The organism is Neobacillus niacini, from assembly GCF_000759675.1.
GTDB lineage: Bacteria > Bacillota > Bacilli > Bacillales > Cytobacillaceae > Neobacillus > Neobacillus niacini_A.
In genome coordinates, this window is sequence record NZ_BAWM01000041.1 from 33,942 (window position 1) to 51,943 (window position 18,002).

Below are 18,002 nucleotides of genomic sequence, written 5' to 3' on the forward strand. Positions count from 1 at the left end.
AGGAAGAGCGGTCACTCATAGGGTAGATGAGAGCCCGAAAATAGCTAAAAGAAGGAAGAGCGGTCACTCATTCGGTAGATGAGAGCCCATGAATAGCTAAAAGAAGGAAGAGCGGTCACTCAAAAGGTAGATGAAAGTCCATGAATAGCGTTAGTGATTTAATTCTTTACCCACTTTTAAAATACTATTAGAAGTTCTTCTACTACTTTCCGCCTTTTAGTTGAAGAGGAAACTATATTCACTAACGTTCCCAATTTTCAGGAACGAGTAACCATACATAGTTATGAATAGGATTGACAATCATAATGTATTAATCATATAATACACCTAAAGTGTATGAACCATTTAATACATACACTTAAGTAATGTAGTTACTTAAAAGGTCGTATAGGAGTTGTTTCGATGAATGTAAATTTTAATAATCGTGATCCGGTCTATTTACAGATTGTTCGTTATTTCAAGGAAAAAATCGCAGTTGGTGAATTGATGCCTGGTGAGGAAATCCCATCGAGACGTGAGTTGGCAAATAGGATGAAAGTAAATCCTAATACCGCGCAACGAGCGTATAAGGAAATGGAGGAACAGGGTTTGATTTATACGGAGAAGAATCATCCAAGTAAAATCACAACAGATAGGAAAACATTAGGTAAGGTGAGGGATGAGCTGCTTGTTGAAGCAGTTGATATGTTTGTGACATCTGTTCGTTCTATTAATGTACCGGTCGAAGAGCTGCTTGACTTGGTTAGAGTAAAGTACACAGCTAACGATGATAAGGAGGCTTAAACATGATAGAAGTAAAAGCTGTTGAAAAGAAATTCGGACGTAAGAAAATATTAAAAGGCGTATCTTTTACGGCGAACAAGGGTGAAATCACTTGTTTAATTGGAATAAATGGGGTTGGGAAGACGACGATTTTAAATGCAATTATGGCGCTTACCCCAATTAATAAAGGTCAGATTTTAATAGACGGAAAACAGATAGATAAAAATACATTCGAAAAAATCACCTTTATCCCTGATGCCATTACGATGCTTCCACACATGACAATAGCAGAGGCGATGGAGTTTATGAATGACTTTTATACTTGTTGGAATCAGAAACGTGCAACCGAATTACTAGGTTTTTTCAGATTAAATCCAAGCGACCGAATTGCTTCTTTATCAAAAGGAAATACAGCAAAGGTTAATCTGTTACTTGGTTTAGCACTTGATGTAGATTATGTTTTAATGGATGAGCCGTTCTCGGGAATTGACATGTTCAGTCGTGAGGAAATTGCAAATGTATTCACAAGTCATTTGATTGAGAATCGCGGCGTAATCATTACGACACATGAAATAGGTGATATTGAACATTTAATAGATAAGGTTGTCCTACTAGACGACGGAATGGTTACAAAGGAATTTAGCGCGGAAGAGGTACGTGAAAACGAAGGGAAGTCTGTCATTGATGTGATGAGAGAGGTGTATCAGAGATGAAAAATTACTTGAAGCTCGTAAACTTCGAACTTAACCGTATTACGAAACTATTTGCAGTCTTACTAGGTATCACATTTGTCACTCAAATTGTAGGAGTTATTGTGGTATCAAGAGATTATCTAAACATGGCTAATGAAAAACTCTATGAAGAAATGATGTCAAAAGCAGTGTTTCTGGAATCTTTCGGTCAAATGAGCTTTTTACAGATAGTAAAAAGCGTATGGTTTGTTGGTCCAATCGCGTTATGTATCGCTGGTGTTGCATTCTACATCTTTATCATTTGGTATCGTGATTGGGTTGGAAAGAACACATTTATTTACCGATTATTAATGCTCCCAACAACAAGATTGAATATTTTCTATGCAAAGATTACCAATATCCTAATCATGACATTTGGTTTAGTCGCATTTCAACTCATTATACTACCAATCGAGATGCTGGTTATGAAAGGCATGGTGCCTAATGAATTTAGAACGGATATGTCTGTGAAAGAAATTGTGAACAGCATGCCTGAATTAACTATCATTATTCCAAATAGCGTTATTGAACTTATCTTATATTATGGAGCGGGATTGTTGGTTGTATCCATTCTATTTACCGCGATCTTAATGGAAAGAAGTTTCAGATGGAAAGGGATTTTTGCTGGCCTTATCTATAGTGCTTTAGCTGTAGTTGTATTGATTTCGCCATTACTTTTACAAGAGTTTGTTCTAAATGGTTTTTTCTATCCGATTGAATTGCTTGTGCTTGAAATCGTAATGGGATTAATTGTTCTTGCGGCATCTATTTGGATGAGTGGATTCTTATTAATGAAAAAGATTACCGTATAAGGAGTGTTTAACATGAAAAAGTACTGGAAATTTGCCGCAATCATCATTGTTATTGTGCTTAGCATTGGAACTTTCTATGTGAATTCTGCTACGTCAGCGAAACAATACCCAGAGTTTGTTATCCAAACACATAGCGGTGATGCAGATGAGATTAAACCATTAGTGTTGGAGGGATCTTATACAGATACTACCTCTATGAATTATGTGAGTACGAACTTAAAAATCACCGCGGACGGATCTACATACAATAGTCGTTCCTTTCTAGATCAGGTAATCGGACAGCCTCCGACTGTGGTCAAGGAATTACAGGAAGAATATCGTACCTTCATGCGAGGAAAGGATCACTTGGTTGACTTGTTTTTTGAGAATAATCAGGTTCTGGCTTATGCAGATGTAAATTATAAGATGGGTTCGTTAAGGTCGCGTGATTTTAAGTTTGATATATCTGTGTTAAACAAAGAGGATGGGAACATAAACTCCTTCACGATGGAGGTTCCAGATGGTGGAGAACTGGAGTATGTTTTTGTAGAGGATGTACAGATGGTTAAGGATGAGTTAACCCTTATCACCCAAAACACGATGAGAAATAATGATGAATTCTATGATGAAAAACATATCTATACAATTAATATGGCTAATCAAAAAATAAGCAACCACAAAGCCATTAATCAGGTTCCTGAAGGGCAAGATGATACCCGTATCGACGTACAATTAATTAGAACAAGTCCTACAAAAGCGAATGAACATCTTATCATTGTAAAAACGGAAAAAAAAGTGATTGAAGATTCGGAGTCTATAAGAGAAGAGGTTATCAATCAGGAAATTATTTCCTACAATTTAGAAACAAAAGAAAAGGAAAAAATAAATGTGCCAGAATTGCGATTAGATGAGAACCAACTTAGCTTCTTTGATGGTTCTACTATTTATTTCATGACATTAGAAGGGCAAGAGCTCGTAGTAACACCTTATAGTTTAGTAGACGATCAAGTTGGTCAAGCATTTAGTATCCATCTATTCGGTGAAGAGGATATTGTGCATGGCCAACTGACAATCGTAAAAGACGGTAAACTTTATCTTGCTTCCTCACAAATGAATTCAAACATAAATGCGGATGTGATTGTTGCAGACGTGAAAACAGGTGAAATACTTTTTAAAGGTCAATTAGCCTTAGAAGATTCATCGAATGAACATGGGAATTTCGAGTTATATATGCATGAAATGTTTGTGAATTAGGATTATAGGCAGGGGCGTTCGGTTCTTTCCTTCTTTCAAGGGTGTAAATGAAGCAGGATTACCGTCACTTCTGGAGCACGGATTGTAGTAAATCTCTCTTTCTAGAAAAAAAGAGGATGGTAGATGTGAAAACAAAATTAAATAAATCCATTTTTTTAGAGAATGTTGCTCAATGTATAAATGAAAAAAAGATAAATGAGGTTTATGTGGAATATAACAAGAAGTTGTACAGACTGGCACTTTCCTATGTGAAAGATAGGTATTTAGCGGAAGACCTTGCTCATGAAATTCTTGTGAAGTGTTATCTAACTCGTGAAAAGTTTAACGGGGATAGTTCCTTTCATTCATGGATGTATCGAATTGCTAGCAATCATTGTATCGATTTTTTACGAAAAGCTTACCGTCATCGGGATTTTCTGTATGAAGATTTAGAGCTGTTTAACAATGAGGAAGTGTGTACACCTGAATCTGAGGTTTTAAACATTTGTGATAAAGAAGAACTCAGAAACAAATTAAGACTGCTACCTTCAAAGTATGAAGAGGTCATTACGCTCTACTACTTTAAGGACCAATCTTTGAAAGAAATCGAAAATCATTTGAATATAAAGCTTTCGACAATAAAAACAAGGTTGTTTCGGGCCAAGCGGATGTTGAGGGAGATGTATTAGGATTTCCTTGATAGTTGTGTGTGCCGCATTACTTTTAATAACAATGAATTGATTTAGCTAAGAATATCTTTAATAGAACAAGGGAACCTCAAGATAATATGGAGTTCCCTTTTATCATTTCGAAAATCAACATTATCCTTTAACATAGCTAAAAATAAAAATGAACCACCTCGGATGAGTCAAATTAATGGTTTATATACATATTTTGCACCCTGTTGATTGTAGCGGAAATCAACAGAGCCATTTAACCAGCTGAAAAATAAAAAAATAAGAGGGGCATCCAAAGGTCAGTAACCTGACTTTTTGGACAGCCCCTTCTTTTTTCATTCCATTTCCTTCTGTTCAATGGTTACTTCATTATGATGAAATGAATGAAAGCTTGTTATCAATGTATCAAGATGTTCAACCTGCTCCCCGTAATCAATAATGGAAGAAATAATTTGCATGGTATGATAAAGATGGGGATCATCTTGATCCGCAAAAAGCTTCTGGTGAGCTAAGAAGAGGTCAAATAGTTCCTTTTTATTAATACAGATATTTGTCTCACTATCTAACGGTGTTGGTACTTTGCCAATAAATCTAAGCATTAATTGCTCATGATGATAGATAACACTGTCGAGCTGCTCTTGAATTGACTGTTGAAAGATTTCTGGCAGATGAAGCATTTCATTTTCAAATCTATGAAGTTTTTTTAATGTATCAAGTGCCCTTTTGGCAGCGGATGTCATTTGCCTGAAGATCACCAGTTTTCTTGACTTTTCTAAACTATTCTTCTTGAAATAGCTTCTTTCTTCTTTATACATTAAATAAAACTGACCTATTTTAATTAAATTGTCTTTTAATTTTTCAATATCAGCTTTTAGAAGATTATGGTCGAAGTCATGTCGAGTACTTAATCGTATCCAACGAATAATTTCTTCTGTTGTCCCTGATATTTTAAAATAAAGCTTATTCTCGTATTTAGGCGGGAGAAAAACCAGGTTGACAACAAAGGCTGAAAAAACCCCAATCATAATGGTGGAAAAGCGAATTCCTGCAAATGGAATAAAGTCAGTACCAGGGGTTTCCATAATTGAAACTAACGTAACAAGTGAAAGTCCGATGGTGTTTTCAATTTTTAATTTAAGGTTAATAATAATAACAATAATAGCAGCTAAACCAATGATGATTAAATGGTTTCCTAATAGAAGGACAAAAATGACGGCAAGTATTGCACCAATTAAATTCCCTTGTATTTGTTCAACAATCGTTAAAAAAGAACGATAAATCGTTGGCTGAATCGCAAAGATTGCGGCAATGCCTGCCAATACAGGAGAGGGTGAGTGCAGCAGCTGTGCTAAGTAAAGTGATAAGACAATTGCAATTCCCGTTTTAAAAATGCGGGCACCTAACTTCATTCCAAATGGTTTCCTTTCAAATTTAAGTGATTTGTACATAGTTTACTCAGTTAATGAACAATTACGTACTATACAGGGATTAAAACATTTTATCAAGAGATATTATATGAATTTAATTAAGTTATAGTTAAAGATATTTTCTAATACGAAAAAAAGAACGCCCGCCTAAAAGCGGACGTTCTCTTATTAATCATTCCGTAGATACAGCTGGATCAGCTTGTTCTTTTACTGGAACAATTTGAATAAAGTGATCTTCTGGGTTAGTGAGTAATGCACGAAGCAGATTTGCTTCTTCTGTCTGTCCGTCGCTTGCCAGTAAATCTGTATATTTACCAAGAAGCTCATTCACATCTTTTTTCCCATTTTTGCTTAAATTCATGACTGAAACTTTAGCACCTTTAGCAATCCTTCTCATAATTGCTTCTGCCGTTAAACCGACTTCAGGCTGTTGGCGAACATAAACGACACCACCGGTCATTCCAGCGCAAATCCATGGACCTGGGTCTCCTAAAACTAATCCCCGACCGTTCGTCATATATTCAAATGCAAATCCTTTAATATTCGCATTGGCACCAATATTTCCAGTCTCTTTTTCAGGAATAGGCTGCTTCACAAAACCGCCGACGATTAAATCAGCTCCAGAAAGACGTATCCCTGCTCGGGCATCGGCATTACCCTGGGCTACTAGAAGACCTTTTTGTGCACCATACCCGAAACCTTTTCCAACAGAACCATTATAATAAATTCCATTTTTTCCTTTAGACTTCAGAATAAAGATATTTCCGCCAAAAGAAGTTTTACCAACTCCATCTTGACCGCCGCCGTTAACAGTGATTTCAATACCTCCACTATTATACGCTCCTAAGCCATTACCAGGAATCGAGCCATTCTTATACTTAAGCTGTACAGGAGGGAGCTGTTGATATGATCCATCAAGTCTTCCTCGAACACGGTGACACGAAACTCTGCTTCCTAAGACGCGCTGTTCAGAGGTGACACTTTCAAATTCACGAGATGAATGTAATTGATCCACGCTTGCGTCTAAATACTCGGCACCCGCAGCTACTTGCATTTGGACCTCTTGAAACGTCTTTGTTTCTTGTGTTTTTGTGAATTGGCTAATCTCTAGCGGCATTAATAGATGAGATAGGCTAAGTTTATTCTTACCTTTAACCTGCTCTAATAAATCAGAACGACCAACCGCATCCTGTAAATGTGTAATTCCTAGCGAAGCAGCCAGTGCTTTTAACTCACTTCCAAAGGATGAAAATAGATTCATGATTCCATTAACGGCTAAGTCAAGCTGACGTGGTACAAAACGGCGAAGTCCGTGTTCCTTTGCTTGAACTTCAGACTCAATTTGGGTAGCAATACCGACGTGACATGTGTCTAAATGACAGCCACGACAAGTTGTACAGCCGATTGCCAGCATGGATAAAGTTCCAAAGCCGACACGGTTTGCACCAAGGAGCATGACCTTCATGACATCCATGGCACTCTTCATGCCGCCATCTGCCCAAATTTCTACTTTATTACGGAGTCCGCTTTCAAGAAGGGCATTGTGTGCTGCTTTTACACCAATTTCAACTGGGAGCCCAACATGCTGAAGCGCATGGATTCTGGCAGCACCAGTACCGCCATCAAAACCGCTTAGTGTAATAATATCAGCCCCTGCTTTCGCAATACCAACAGCAATGGTTCCGATATTTGGTACTACAGGTACTTTTACTGCAATTTTCGCTTGGTCATTACCTGTTTTTAATTCTAGGATCATTTGTGCTAAATCTTCAATTGAATAAATATCATGGTTGTTTGATGGTGAAATTAAATCAGAACCAAGTGTTGCATTACGTGCAGCAGCAACCTTAGCTGTTACCTTCGAACCAGGTAAATGTCCACCTTCACCAGGCTTTGCACCTTGACCGATTTTAATTTCTAATAGATTAGAAGAATTTAAAAGCTCAGCGTTAACTCCAAATCGTCCAGAGGCAATCTGTTGTCCTCTTGTTTTTGGATATTTACCCAGCATATCCTTAATTTCGCCGCCTTCTCCATTAAGACTGACCATGTTAAGACGATCAGCACCTTCAGCGTAAGCTCTAAAGGCAATCTCATTCTGTGAACCAAATGACATGGAGGAAATAATAAATGGCAAATCATGTTCTCCAACTGTAATGTCAACATCTGCTGGTGAAATTGCTTGACTGCTCTTCTTTAATTGAACTAAATGGCGAATGGTCGTTGGATTTTGCTCCTCCTGTTCGCTGATTTTATCTCGGTATGCACTGTAATCACCCGTTGTAGCAACTTCACCTATAGCCTTCCAAATACGTGGGAAGAGGTGGAAGGTTTTTCCGACTCTTTCCTTTTCATTTTGGTAATCCTCAGCTCTTGAAAAGGAATCATTCTTCATTGCTTCAAAATCATTCTCGATATCTTTAGAACCAAAGAAGTTCACAATATTTAATACATTCGCAATATCTTCATGTAAGCCAATGCTTGAGTAAAGTCGACCATAGCCGCGTAGTTCATGAATCCCAATGGTTGATATTACTTTTTCTAGTCCCTTTGATAGCGCACCATAAAGATTAATTAGAGGTTGATTAGCATCATCAAGGACTGTCATGAACATGTAATAAGGGCTGATTAAATCTGCTCCTAAACCAAACACAGTTATCATGTCATGCAGCGAACGAATGGCTGCTGAGCGCAACACTAATGAACAATTTCTTCTTAATTCTGCCTTTACCAAAGCTTGATCAATAGCAGATGTAACTAAATGTGGATCAATCCAGTAAAAGTCTTCCTGATGTGCGTTTGCATCATCTAAAACTAACAGGGTCTTTCCTGAAAGAACCGCTTGAACCACTTCATCTGAGATTCTTGTCAGAGCAGAATCAATATTCTCATCTTTCCTAAATGTTGTCGAAATAAAGGCGACAAGCTTTTCCTTTTGGAAATGCTGAACTACTTGATCAAAGCTAGGTTGACCTAAGGTTTCTGAGCAGCTATAACCAGCTTTACCCTCTAAAAGAAGGGGGGTGGTCAGCTCAAGAACAGTTTCGGTTTTTTCATTAGTAAATAAATTAGGACGCTTTCCAATAATCACTCGCGTAGAAAAATGCTCCGTTTCACGGTCGCGGTCAATGGCCGGATTTGTAACAACTGCTACACTTTCTTTGATATAATCCGCAATGTTTTTGCGCTCAGGATTAAGAGCTGCCAGTGGAGCGTCATGACCTAGGGAACGAATTGGCTCAACACCCTTTTCAGCCATTTGCTCGATTAATTGGATATGGTCTCTTTCCCAGCCAAATGCTTTATATTGTCCATTATGAATTTTGTCGGGATAATTCATGGTAATTGTTTTTTCTAAAGATGGTACTTGTAAACGTAATCTTGCATCTTGTAGATTTAAGCGGTTTGTAAAACGATTATAAACCTCTTTCTGGAAGCGTCTCTGCTCGTAAACTTCTAATTTACTATCATTCCACTTAAAGCCGACTTTTTCACCAGGGGCTAATGGCTTAGGATCGTTTACATACTCACTAGAAGGAATGATACCTGGCTCAGAAGAAAATAAATAAGAAGTCTCGGTTTCAAGCATCCACAGCGGCCTAAGACCTAATGCATCTACGCTAAAAACAGCTTCATCTCCATACCTAGAAATAATTCCAGCTGGTCCTTGAGCAAAATGACCCCATGCTTCGCGAATATAAGTATATAAATCTTGTGAATCTTCAGAGTAGGCCTTAATTTCATTGATAATTGGCGGGAATAAAAGGTCGATTGCCTCGAATAATGTATATCCTTCACGGCAAATTAATGTTTCCATCGTCCGGCTTAAATCTTGTGAGTCACTGCCATCCTTTACGAGTGGAACACCAATCATTCTTGCTTCGTCACGAAGCTTTGCAATCGTATTAATTTCTCCATTGTGGCCAAGCACACTAAAAGGCTGTACCCGGAAAAAACTTGATAGTGTGTTGGTAGAATAACGGTTATGACCGAGTGTTATAGTAGAGGCAACAATTGGACTAGCTAAATCCTTGTAATAACGAGGGAGAATATCTCCGGCACCCATTACTTTATATACAGCATGATTTTGACTTAGAGACGCAACATGTACATGTTCATTGGTTTCTAAATCAATTATCACTTCGAATAAGACCTTAGTTAATTCTTGCCCTGTTTTTTCAGAAAGGCAAGCAAATTGCCAGAAAACAGGATTTTCTTGGATGGCAATTGGACCTAAAGCACTTGAATCGGTTACTTGATTTGTTTCAAAAATGATATCTAAATCATAGTTTTGTAGTTTCTCAAGTAATTCTTGTTTAGTAGATAACCAGTTAGCCTTTTGGCTGATAAATACATGACCTACAGCAAAGCTCTCTTTGTCTACAAGTGATGGGTCTACCCCAGCACTTTGTAGTTTTTCTTTCCAAAGCGCTTTTGGAATATCTACATGAATCCCAACACCATCTCCCTCACCGTTAATAAAGCCAGCACGATGATTCATGGTAACTAAGGCATCTATGCAATCAAAAATGTTTTTTCTAGTAGGCAGCTTGTTTTTTTCAAGACATGCTACAATTCCGCAGGCATCGTGTTCATGTTTATGGAAATCTTTAAATAGGGAAGGGGTCCATCTTTTGGTCATATATATTGGGCTTCAGGGACGTTCCTCTAAAGCCGCTTCACCTCCTATATAGGTTATTAGTGTGAGATTTGTTGCCACAAAAAGCGGGGGAAGATAGAAAAATTTATTGTAAGAAAAATAATAATCTTATAGTATCATACGAATATTCAGAAATCAAATAATTATACAAATTTATGGATAGAAATATTAGGTAATATTATGGCTAATAAGTGAGGAAAGGTTACAATGTAAACGTTTTCAAAGAGAAGAACAAAATAAAGAGAGTGTAAACCACTCTCTTTTAGTGTATAAAAAATGTATAATTATTCGCCTTTAAGGAGAGAAAATGAATTATTTACTGCATGGAGTGTTGCTTCAATATCCTCTTCTGTATGAGCAATGGTTAGGAACCAGGCTTCGTATTTAGAAGGAGCCAAGTTAATTCCTTGTTGTAGCATAAGCTTGAAGAATTTTCCAAACAATTCACCATCTGTATTTTCTGCTTGCTCATAGTTTTCAATTTTTTCATTTGTAAAATAAACAGTAAAAGCACCTTTTAAACGATTAATGGTGATTTGAATATCATGTTTTTTAGCTGCTTCTAATATACCTTCTTCAAGTATTGCTCCTAAACGATCAAGGTAGTCATAGATTCCATCTTGCTTCAGTACTTCCAAACAGGCAATACCGGAAAGAATGGATGCTGGATTACCAGCCATAGTTCCCGCTTGATAGGCTGGTCCTAGTGGTGCAACTTTTTCCATTATTTCCTTACGTCCACCATAAGCTCCAATTGGCAGACCGCCGCCAATTATTTTCCCTAGGGCGGTTAAATCAGGCTGAATCCCTAATAAATCCTGTGCACCTCCATACATAAAGCGGAAAGCTGTAATGACTTCATCATAGATGACAAGTGCCCCTGCTTCATGGGTGAGATCATTTACTTGTTGTAAGAATCCAGGTTTCGGTTCAACAATTCCAAAGTTCCCGACAATTGGTTCCACTAGAACCGCAGCAATTTGGTCGCCCCATTTTTCTAACGCTTCTTTAAAAGGAGCAATATCATTAAACGGAACCGTAATGACTTCTTGTGCGATACTTTTTGGAACACCAGCAGAATCAGGTGTCCCGAGAGTAGATGGTCCCGACCCAGCAGCAACAAGAACAAGGTCAGAGTGACCATGATAACAACCGGCAAACTTGATAATCTTATCTCTTCCTGTATATGCACGGGCAACACGAATCGTTGTCATTACAGCTTCAGTACCTGAATTCACAAAACGAACCTTTTCTAAAAAAGGCATTGCTTCCTTCAGCATTTTAGCAAACTTTACCTCATGCGGGGTGGGAGTTCCATAAAGAACACCACTCTCCGCTGCCTTTTTAATTGCTTCTGTAATATGAGGGTGAGCATGACCTGTGATAATCGGACCGTAAGCAGCAAGATAATCAATATATTGATTTCCATCGACATCCCAGAAATAGGCTCCTTGAGCGCGCTCCATTACCACTGGGGCACCGCCGCCTACGGCTTTGTAAGAACGAGAGGGGCTGTTTACCCCGCCGACAATATGCTCTAAAGCTTCATTATGTATCCGTTCAGAATTTGTAAATTGCATTATTTTTCCTCCTTGAAATGGATTCCTTCCTAATAATAGCACTTTTTTAATGGACTTTTATTTGTTTTACTTTTGAAAAATTTTACGGTCCCGCCACTTTAATAAGGATTGTTGATATTTTATCGTCCAAGCTGGCATAGAAATAGACTAACTGATGTCAATTGAGGTGCTGCTAGTGTTCTATTTCTTACTTCCAATCGTTATTTTCTGTATTTTTATGAGTATAAGAACGTTGTTTATTCCAAACACCATTAAAGGAAAGTTTGTATCGATTGAAAATGCTCTTTTTTTGGGTTCCATCTATCTAACTGTTATTCTCGGATTTGGGCTCATCTATTTATTGTTTGAATTAAAAGGGATCTCATTGCTTGTGGAAATAAATCATGAAAACAACTATAACATGTTTGAAACAAGCTTTTATTTTAGCGCAATGACATTATTTTCCGTTGGGAATGGAGATGTTATTCCTCATGGCTTAGGGAGGATGGTTGCTGTTGTTGAAGCTTTGATAGGATATACGATGCCTGCAGCTTTTGTAGCTCGTGCATTAATGGATAGAGAATTTAAAGATATTAAATAGTTGTATTGTTGATAATGTTTGGTTAGGCTTATGGAAGAGAATATTTTCCATGAGGTGATATAGTCATGACAATAGAGTTAGGCAAGCAAGCTCCAGATTTTGAATTGTTAGCTAGCAATGGTGAAAAAGTGAAGTTGTCAGATTTTAAAGGTAAAAATGTTGTATTGTATTTCTATCCAAAGGATATGACACCGGGTTGTACGACTCAGGCATGTGATTTTAGAGATTTTCACGGTGACTTTTCACAGTTAGATTCCGTTATTATTGGAGTCAGCCCCGACCCTATAGAAAAACATGAAAAATTTAGAGATAAGTATAACCTGCCTTTCTTACTTTTATTTGATGAAGATCATAGTGTTTCTGAATTGTATGAGGTTTGGAAATTAAAGAAGAATTTTGGTAAAGAGTATATGGGAATTGAAAGATCTACATTTGTAATTGATAAAGAAGGTAAAATAGCTAAAGAATGGCGAAAAGTAAAAGTAAAAGGACATGTGGAAGAAGCGCTGCAGTATGTAAAAGAGAATCTAGCATAAAGTCCCATGTCTAACACTAAAAGTGCTTTACTTCAATTGGAGTAAAGCACTTTTAGTTGTGTATAGGAAATTATAGATTCAACTTAGTGTGAATAACCTGGATTTCATAGAAGTGGTCACAAGAGGGTTGCTTGGGACCAAAAGGCAGCTTGAAATTCATAGATATGGTCATCGGAATAGTTGCCCCTCATTTGTATTTTCCTTGTTCTCAGAAAGAGCACTTCAGTACTTGTCGTGCGCTAACCGTGCGATTGCGACTTTTGTTCTTTATTCCATCAAAAAGCGGGGGAAATCCCCCGCCTCTAAGTTAATATTCGCTCTTCACATGTCTCCGATAACCGAAACTACCTGAAATTTCTTTGCTGATACCTATTAAATAACGTGATAGTTCATTATGTTCATTTTGAGGGATAAACTCAGAAAAGCCTACAACGGTTACGGACCCAAGAAGTTTTTTCTGATAGTTTAATACCGGGATGGATACGGATGACACGGATGGTACCAGTGGTTCCCTTGCAAAGGCAATTTCTTTTCCCCATATGATTCTGCATTCGTCTTCAAGCAGACCTATCTTTTCAGGAGGGATTTGCATAAATTCTTTCTCTTTCCATTCACGAATCATTTGCTCATCCATGAAGGCCATAAACACTTTGCCTGAGGCAGATCGAATAGGAAGTAAGGTTCCTATTTGAGCGCCAATATTTAACCCTCGATTTTTGTTCAACTCTTTAACGATCATTGGACCATTATGGGTCCAGCTAGAAAATACAACGGTACTCGAAAATTTCTCATTAATTTCATGCAGAAAAGGTGAAACCCGGTCGATAACATTTTCTTGACCGACAGCAGCCATCCCATATTCAATCAACTTGCTTCCTAATACATATTCTCCCGTAACCTTGTAACGATACAGGATGCCTAATTGTGTGAAGGTATTCAAATATTTATAAAGATTACTTTTAGTAATCTGTGTTAACTCTTGGATATCAGAAAATTTTAAAGGCCTGCCTTGTTTGGCGATTGTTTCTACAATGCTCATCCCTACTTCTAATGATTGAATAGTCGTTCCTTTTTTAATGACTTCCATATTGAACCCCCTATAAACCTTAATCCCTATATTATCATAGCTAGTGTTGTAAACAAATATAGAGAAAACCTATGTCCGTTATTTCAGTTGAGTCTGTTCCATTACAATACGCAGGTCTTGCAATCGGTTTAACAATTGGTATTGGTGAGTTAATCGGTGGATTCTTAAATCCAATGGTGAATGGTGCTTTAGCAGACATGTTTGGTATTCAAACACCATTATACGTAGCAGCTGCTGCAGGTGCTCTTGCATTCCTATTATGTTTCCTCTATAAAGAAACAGCACCAGCTAAAGTTCAATCATCACCAAAGCAAGATGTCGATACTAGTGTCCGAGTATAGTATAAGTTTGTAAATAACAACTTGGCCCGCCTCTCTTAAAAAAGACGCGGGCAGAGGTGTTTATTTTATCAAGGGGGGATATGGTGTTAAAAAAGAACAATATAGAAGTATATCCTGTTAATGTACCGGCTTCCAATAAATTGAAAAGTTTTAACTTTTTCTTAGTTAAACAGGAGAATTCCTTAACGCTAATTGATGCTGGATTGAACACGGATGATTGCTGGAATGCCTTACAAAAGACCTTAAAGGATCGTGATTACATTCTTACTGATATATCAGGAATTTACCTAACTCATCATCATACAGACCATATTGGCTTAGTCAACCGCATTGTATCTACCCATGACATTCCGGTGTACGTGCATCCTTATGCCAAACTTGTACTAAAAAGAGACACACAATATATAAAAATGAGAGTAGAGTTTTTCAGTATTATGTCTGAAATTATTGGTTATCTAGATTATCTTGAATTACAAGGGAAAATCAATAAGGAAATAGAGAAAGGAATTTGGCATTATTATTTATAGCCTATTTTCTATAGTGAAGGCATTTGTCCAATGCAAAAGAATGCACCTTGAATATCATTTTATTAGGGCATACCTCCTCAGATAAACTTGTTGGGTCGATTATCGACCCTTTTTTTATGTCTCTTGTGTTATTAGAAGTTAAATAGGTGATGAGATGAAGAAAAATAACTGAATTAATTAATACCATTGCTTACATACATATATTAGTATTAAAACAAATGAACTTTTATGGGGGAAAGAATATGAAGATTTATACGAAAACTGGAGATAAAGGGACTACATCTTTAATTTATGGGCAAAGGGTTGCGAAAAACGACTTGCGTGTTGAGGCATATGGAACCTGCGATGAAACAAATTCAATGATTGGACTTGCACTAAGTTATTTAAAAGGTGAATCTTTTCAAAAGAAAGAATTAATAGAGAATATGTATCATAAAATACAAACAAATCTTTTTCACGTTGGTGCGGAGCTGGCTACCCCTAAAGGTAAGGAAGTAAAGTGGTCTCTTAAAGCGAGTGATATTGAGGAAATGGAAAAGCAAATTGACGAATTAAATGAATCACTTCCAGAACTAACTAATTTTATCCTGCCTGGAGGACATTCTTCCGGTGGGGCATTCCATGTTGCACGTACAACTACTAGAAGAGCAGAAAGATGTGCGGTTTCATTAGGAGAAGATGTAAATCCTCTTGTTTTAGCTTATTTAAATAGGCTATCTGACCTTTTATTTGTAACCGCTCGATATGTTAATCATGCCTTGGGGATTAGAGAGCAAACATTACACAATGATAAATGATAATCAATTGCATCATAATGATATTACAATATTGACAAAAGTATTAATTACTTAGTAAACTAATTATAACAATTATAATTTAAGAATTTTTTTGGAATAGAGGTGCATGGCGATGAATCAGTTAAAAGAAGCATTGGAAACATTAAAGGAAACTGGAGTACGTATTACTCCACAACGTCATGCGATACTTGAATATTTAATAAACTCGATGTCACATCCTACTGCTGATGATATTTATAAAGCCCTTGAAGGAAAATTCCCTAATATGAGTGTGGCAACAGTTTACAATAATTTAAGAGTATTTCGTGAAGTAGGTTTAGTAAAAGAATTAACATATGGTGATGCTTCAGCACGGTTTGATTTTGTAACAACACATCATTATCATGTGATTTGTGAGAACTGCGGAAAAATAGTTGATTTCCATTATCCAGGATTAGATGAAGTGGAACAACTTGCTTCGCATGTTACAGGCTTTAAAGTGAATAATCATCGTCTGGAAATTTACGGGACATGTCCTGAGTGTACAAGTAAAGAAGTACATTAATTAATAAAAAACAAAAGCCGATTTATAATCGGCTTTTTATTTTTGAGATTTTTTATTATACGATTCATCAAACTCTTTGCCTTCTAGCTTTGGATCAAGAGTCAATGGTTCACGACAATACATACACATATCCACTTTCCCTAGCATTTTCGTGTGTTTACCACAGTTTGGGCATTTTACTTGTATCGTTTTAGTTGATAACATCCCGATCCAGAAGTATACAACTGTACTTGCAATGATAAATAGTAGTCCTAAAAGCATGAAAATGGTCATAATAAGTGGTGAGTTGCGAAAGTATATTCCACCATACATAACAATAAAGCCGATAAATATTAATGATAAAGCAAAGCTTCGGATTTTATTTATTTTACTTGAATATTTAGCCATATTTCTCCCTCCTAGACAAACTATACCATATTTACATCTTGTGAAAAAATGTTATGTTAAAGAATGTCGAAATTTGTCTTCTATACAAGAAGGAGATTTTTTATTACTGTCGAACATATAGTTATCGAGAAAAATGGAGGAATGAGTGAATGAAAGACATTCTTCGGCCTATTTATCAGGAACGGGCTAGTCAATCCAATACACTTGGGGTATTGATGATAGAAAAGAGACATAAATCAAGTCATACTACAGATACTTTTGATGTAATTCTTTTAATTATTGTAAAAGAGGGAGAACAGCCGTTATTAATAAAGCATTATACCTATAATGACAGCAAGGCAGCGATGCATATTATTACGGAGGGCCAATTAAAAGACTGGCTTCTATTAGGCACGAATCGAAAAATATTTGAATGGCTCCATACCGCGAAAATATTATTTGATCGAAATGAATATATTGCAAATCTAAAAACTGAGCTCCGTGAATTTCCGTTTAATGGACGGAAGGTTAAAATGGGGTTAGAATTTGCGAAGCTGATCAGACGGTATGTCGATGGAAAGGCCCTCTTTGAAAACAAACAATATCTTGACGCCTATAATTATGTTGTTCATTCTTTGCACCACTTAGCAAGACTAGCAGTGATTGAAAATGGTCTACATCCTGAATTAACTGTTTGGCAGCAGGTTAAACAAATAGAACCTGAAATTGTGAAATTATATGAAGAGCTTGTAAACAGTGAAGAGCCAATTGAAAAAAGGTTGGAGTTATTATTTTTGGCCAGTGAGTTTATGATTCATTCTCGTACCAAAGTGGGATGTGCTCATCTTTTAGATGTTCTTTGTACGAAAGAATACTGGACTTTCAATGAAATTCAGAATGAGAAAGAGCTAATCCCTTATTCTGTTGACTTGGCGGTACTAATTGAGTATTTAATTGAAAAAGGATTAATTGATGTTGTTAGTCTTGATACAAAAGGACATGGTATTTATCATCGATGCTATCAGGTGAGTAAAAAATTATCTTAAAAAAATAATAAAACCTATTGACCTTTTATGAGATACTTGTTATATTAATAACCGTCGCTGCGAACGAATGAATTAAAGTTTTCGTGAGTGACGGTTTTCTTTTAAAAAAATATTGACACTGTGAAATGCATTGTGTTATATTAATAAAGTCGCTTACGAGCGAAGGTAAAATTGCTCTTTGAAAACTAAACAAACAAGAACGTCAACAATCAATAAAAATTAGTTTCTTCTATAGAAACTAGCCAACGTAACAAAATGAGCTAATCAACTTTCTTGGAGAGTTTGATCCTGGCTCAGGACGAACGCTGGCGGCGTGC

General features: G+C 36.8%; 17 protein-coding genes. 12 read left to right on the forward strand and 5 right to left on the reverse strand.

What is annotated here, in order from left to right:
- The first annotated feature begins 402 nt into the window (after positions 1-402).
- The 5 genes from TR08_RS16725 (at position 403) to TR08_RS16745 (ending at position 4,206) form a co-directional block, all read left to right on the forward strand.
- Entirely contained in the window at positions 403-783 is a 381-nt protein-coding gene (locus tag TR08_RS16725; protein ID WP_045520049.1) for a GntR family transcriptional regulator, read from the forward strand.
- A 2-nt stretch (positions 784-785) separates the two neighbouring features.
- Positions 786-1,475 (forward strand): ATP-binding cassette domain-containing protein, encoded by a 690-nt coding sequence (locus TR08_RS16730; protein ID WP_045520051.1) that lies wholly within the window; start codon positions 786-788, stop codon positions 1,473-1,475.
- Positions 1,472-2,305, forward strand: coding sequence for a hypothetical protein (locus TR08_RS16735; RefSeq protein ID WP_045520053.1), 834 nt, complete (start codon positions 1,472-1,474; stop codon positions 2,303-2,305). The genes TR08_RS16730 and TR08_RS16735 overlap by 4 nt, the downstream gene beginning before the upstream one ends.
- A gap of 12 nt (positions 2,306-2,317) precedes the next feature.
- Positions 2,318-3,538 (forward strand): hypothetical protein, encoded by a 1,221-nt coding sequence (locus TR08_RS16740; protein WP_045520055.1) that lies wholly within the window; start codon positions 2,318-2,320, stop codon positions 3,536-3,538.
- 125 nt (positions 3,539-3,663) lie between these two features.
- Positions 3,664-4,206, forward strand: coding sequence for an RNA polymerase sigma factor (locus tag TR08_RS16745; RefSeq protein WP_193747764.1), 543 nt, complete (start codon positions 3,664-3,666; stop codon positions 4,204-4,206).
- A 323-nt stretch (positions 4,207-4,529) separates the two neighbouring features.
- Here TR08_RS16745 and TR08_RS16750 read toward each other — a convergent pair whose 3' ends face one another.
- The 3 genes from TR08_RS16750 to TR08_RS16760 all read right to left on the reverse strand — a co-directional run bounded on the left by TR08_RS16750 (position 4,530) and on the right by TR08_RS16760 (position 11,861).
- Positions 4,530-5,603 (reverse strand): FUSC family protein, encoded by a 1,074-nt coding sequence (locus TR08_RS16750; protein ID WP_045520057.1) that lies wholly within the window; start codon positions 5,601-5,603, stop codon positions 4,530-4,532.
- A 190-nt stretch (positions 5,604-5,793) separates the two neighbouring features.
- Positions 5,794-10,263: a glutamate synthase-related protein gene (locus tag TR08_RS16755; RefSeq protein ID WP_045520058.1), complete on the reverse strand. Its 4,470-nt coding sequence runs from the start codon at positions 10,261-10,263 to the stop codon at positions 5,794-5,796.
- 302 nt (positions 10,264-10,565) lie between these two features.
- The gene (locus TR08_RS16760; protein ID WP_045520060.1) at positions 10,566-11,861 is read right to left on the reverse strand and encodes a glutamate-1-semialdehyde 2,1-aminomutase; all 1,296 of its coding nucleotides are present in this window, start codon (positions 11,859-11,861) and stop codon (positions 10,566-10,568) included.
- 175 nt (positions 11,862-12,036) lie between these two features.
- Between TR08_RS16760 and TR08_RS16765 the strand changes: the two genes are divergently transcribed.
- Both TR08_RS16765 and bcp read left to right on the forward strand, forming a co-directional pair.
- Complete coding sequence (locus TR08_RS16765) at positions 12,037-12,441, forward strand: potassium channel family protein (protein ID WP_238579157.1); 405 nt, start codon at positions 12,037-12,039, stop codon at positions 12,439-12,441.
- A gap of 65 nt (positions 12,442-12,506) precedes the next feature.
- The gene (gene bcp, locus TR08_RS16770; protein ID WP_045520064.1) at positions 12,507-12,977 is read left to right on the forward strand and encodes a thioredoxin-dependent thiol peroxidase; all 471 of its coding nucleotides are present in this window, start codon (positions 12,507-12,509) and stop codon (positions 12,975-12,977) included.
- Between the two features lie 307 nt (positions 12,978-13,284).
- Here bcp and TR08_RS16775 read toward each other — a convergent pair whose 3' ends face one another.
- On the reverse strand, positions 13,285-14,064 hold the full coding sequence (locus TR08_RS16775; RefSeq protein ID WP_045520066.1) for an IclR family transcriptional regulator: 780 nt from the start codon (positions 14,062-14,064) through the stop codon (positions 13,285-13,287).
- A gap of 71 nt (positions 14,065-14,135) precedes the next feature.
- On the opposite strand from TR08_RS16775, the gene TR08_RS16780 reads away from it, so the two are divergent.
- The 4 genes from TR08_RS16780 (at position 14,136) to perR (ending at position 16,273) form a co-directional block, all read left to right on the forward strand.
- Positions 14,136-14,405, forward strand: a complete 270-nt coding sequence (locus TR08_RS16780; protein WP_045520067.1) for a hypothetical protein — start codon at positions 14,136-14,138, stop codon at positions 14,403-14,405.
- Between the two features lie 83 nt (positions 14,406-14,488).
- Complete coding sequence (locus tag TR08_RS16785; protein WP_238579158.1) at positions 14,489-14,932, forward strand: MBL fold metallo-hydrolase; 444 nt, start codon at positions 14,489-14,491, stop codon at positions 14,930-14,932.
- Positions 14,933-15,174: 242 nt separating this feature from the next.
- On the forward strand, positions 15,175-15,729 hold the full coding sequence (locus TR08_RS16790; protein WP_045520068.1) for a cob(I)yrinic acid a,c-diamide adenosyltransferase: 555 nt from the start codon (positions 15,175-15,177) through the stop codon (positions 15,727-15,729).
- A gap of 106 nt (positions 15,730-15,835) precedes the next feature.
- Positions 15,836-16,273, forward strand: a complete 438-nt coding sequence (gene perR / locus TR08_RS16795; RefSeq protein ID WP_045520069.1) for a peroxide-responsive transcriptional repressor PerR — start codon at positions 15,836-15,838, stop codon at positions 16,271-16,273.
- 36 nt (positions 16,274-16,309) lie between these two features.
- On the opposite strand, the gene TR08_RS16800 is transcribed toward perR, so the two are convergent.
- On the reverse strand, positions 16,310-16,660 hold the full coding sequence (locus TR08_RS16800; protein WP_045520070.1) for a YgzB family protein: 351 nt from the start codon (positions 16,658-16,660) through the stop codon (positions 16,310-16,312).
- Positions 16,661-16,809: 149 nt separating this feature from the next.
- Between TR08_RS16800 and TR08_RS16805 the strand changes: the two genes are divergently transcribed.
- Entirely contained in the window at positions 16,810-17,685 is an 876-nt protein-coding gene (locus TR08_RS16805) for a nucleotidyltransferase-like protein (RefSeq protein ID WP_045520071.1), read from the forward strand.
- Positions 17,686-18,002: the final 317 nt, after the last annotated feature.